This window comes from Dysosmobacter sp., assembly GCF_052306735.1.
GTDB lineage: Bacteria > Bacillota > Clostridia > Oscillospirales > Oscillospiraceae > Oscillibacter.
This window is the reverse complement of record NZ_DAWBAJ010000073.1, coordinates 4,507-6,565: the sequence shown is the minus strand read 5'-3', so window position 1 is coordinate 6,565 and position 2,059 is coordinate 4,507. Positions and strand designations below refer to the sequence as shown.

The 2,059-nt window shown below is 65.4% G+C and carries 2 protein-coding genes; both read left to right on the top strand.

The window, feature by feature from the left end; all coding sequences use genetic code 11:
- Positions 1-515, top strand: a 515-nt coding sequence (locus ACT67G_RS11620; RefSeq protein ID WP_443664337.1) for an amino acid ABC transporter ATP-binding protein, incomplete at its 5' end; no start/stop codon positions are given.
- 68 nt (positions 516-583) lie between these two features.
- On the top strand, positions 584-2,026 hold the full coding sequence (locus ACT67G_RS11615; RefSeq protein WP_325247574.1) for a M20 family metallopeptidase: 1,443 nt from the start codon (positions 584-586) through the stop codon (positions 2,024-2,026).
- Positions 2,027-2,059: the final 33 nt, after the last annotated feature.

Here is a 2,059-nt window from a genome sequence, read left to right as displayed (position 1 = left end):
TGGACATCGACCAGCACCGCCAGAAGATGGGCATGGTGTTCCAGCACTTCAACCTGTTCCCCCACATGACCATCATGGACAACATGACCCTGGCTCCCGTCCAGGTCAAGCACATGAACAAGGCGGAGGCCGAGGAAAAAGCCCTGGCCCTGCTGGAGCGCGTGGGCCTTCAGGACCGGGCCCAGGCATATCCCATCCAGCTCTCCGGCGGCCAGAAGCAGCGCATTGCCATCGTCCGGGCACTGATGATGGAGCCGGAAGTGATGCTCTTCGACGAGCCCACCTCTGCCCTGGACCCCGAGATGGTGGGCGAGGTGCTGGAGGTCATGAAGGAGCTGGCCCAGGAGGGCATGACCATGGTAGTGGTCACCCACGAGATGGGCTTTGCCCGGGAGGTGGGAAACCGTGTCCTCTTTATGGCCGACGGCAAGTTGCTGGAGGAGGGCACACCTGCGGAGATTTTTGAGCATCCCCAGCATCCCCGCCTTCAGGATTTCCTCAGCAAGGTTCTTTGACATTCGGACAAGCAGCAGGCCGCCCGCAGACTGCGGGCGGCCCGTTTTTCTGGAAAGGAGTTATGACTATGACCAAGGAAAAGCAGGCGGCCGTGGCCGCCGTGGAGGCCAAGCGCGACCTCGTCGCCCAGGTGGCGGACAGCATCTGGGACTACGCGGAGCTCTCTTTGCAGGAGACCCGGTCCGCCGCCCTTTATTGTGAGGTCCTGGAAAAAGAGGGCTTCACCGTGGAGAAGGGGATCTGCAACATCGCCACGGCCTTTTCCGCCAGCTACGGCTCCGGACGCCCCGTCATCGGCATCCTGGCGGAGTACGATGCGCTCTCCGGCCTGTCCCAGGAGGGAGGCAGCGTGGAACGGAAGGAGCGGGTCTCCGGCGGCTGCGGCCACGGCTGCGGACACAATCTCCTGGGTGCCGGCGCCATGGCTGCGGCCCTGGGGGTCAAGGCGTTCCTGGAATCCACCCACACGCCCGGCACCGTGATCCTCTACGGCTGCCCCGGTGAGGAGGGCGGCGCCGCCAAGGCCTTCATGGCCCGGGACGGCCTTTGGAAGCAGCTGGATGCCGCCATCACCTGGCACCCGGAGGACACCAACGAAGTCCAGACCGGCTCCTCCAACTCCTGTATCCAGACGCAGTACCACTTCACTGGCGTGCCCTCCCACGCCGCCGGCGCTCCCGACCGGGGCCGCAGTGCCCTGGACGCTGTGGAGCTGATGAACATCGGCGTGCAGTTCCTGCGGGAGCACATGAGCGATAAGGCACGGGTCCACTACGCCATCACCGACGCCGGCGGCCGCAGCCCCAACGTGGTGCAGCCCAAGGCCAGCGTGCTGTATATGGTGCGCTCCAACCATGTTGCCGAGGCGGTGGAGCTGCAGAAGCGGGTGGACGACATTGCCCGGGGTGCAGCCCTTATGACCGGCACCACTTACGAAAAGAAATTCATCGACGGCCTGGCGGACACCGTCACCAACCACACCCTGGAAAAGGTCCTCTATGAGAACTTCCAGGAGCTGGGTGTTCCTACCTACACGCCGGAGGAGAATGCCTTTGCCGACGCCCTGGCCAAGACCTATCCCGGCGCCGACACGGTGCCCGGCATCGGTGCCGCTCACGACCCGGAGCTGGCAGAGCAGTCCCGGCAGCTGCGCCGGAAGGCGGGGCATGCCATGAATGACTTCCTCCTGCCCCTCTATCAGGGGGAGGTGTTCCGTCCCGGCTCCACGGACGTGGGGGATGTCAGCTGGCTGACCCCTGCCGCCCAGATCCAGGTGGCGGCCTGGCCCAACGGCTGCCCCGGCCACAGCTGGCAGAACGTCTCCTGTGACCGCACGGAGATCGGCCACAAGGCCGCCGTCCACGCAGGCAAGGTGCTCTGCGCCGCGGCAGTGGATCTCTTTACCCAGCCCCAGCTGCTGCAGGAGGCGCGGGAGGAGTTCCTGCGCCGCACGGAGAGCGGCTATGTCTGTCCCATCCCGGCGGACGCCGTTCCCACCATTCCCGACTGAAACAGACGCTCTGGCCCGCGCCGTGCACTGCAC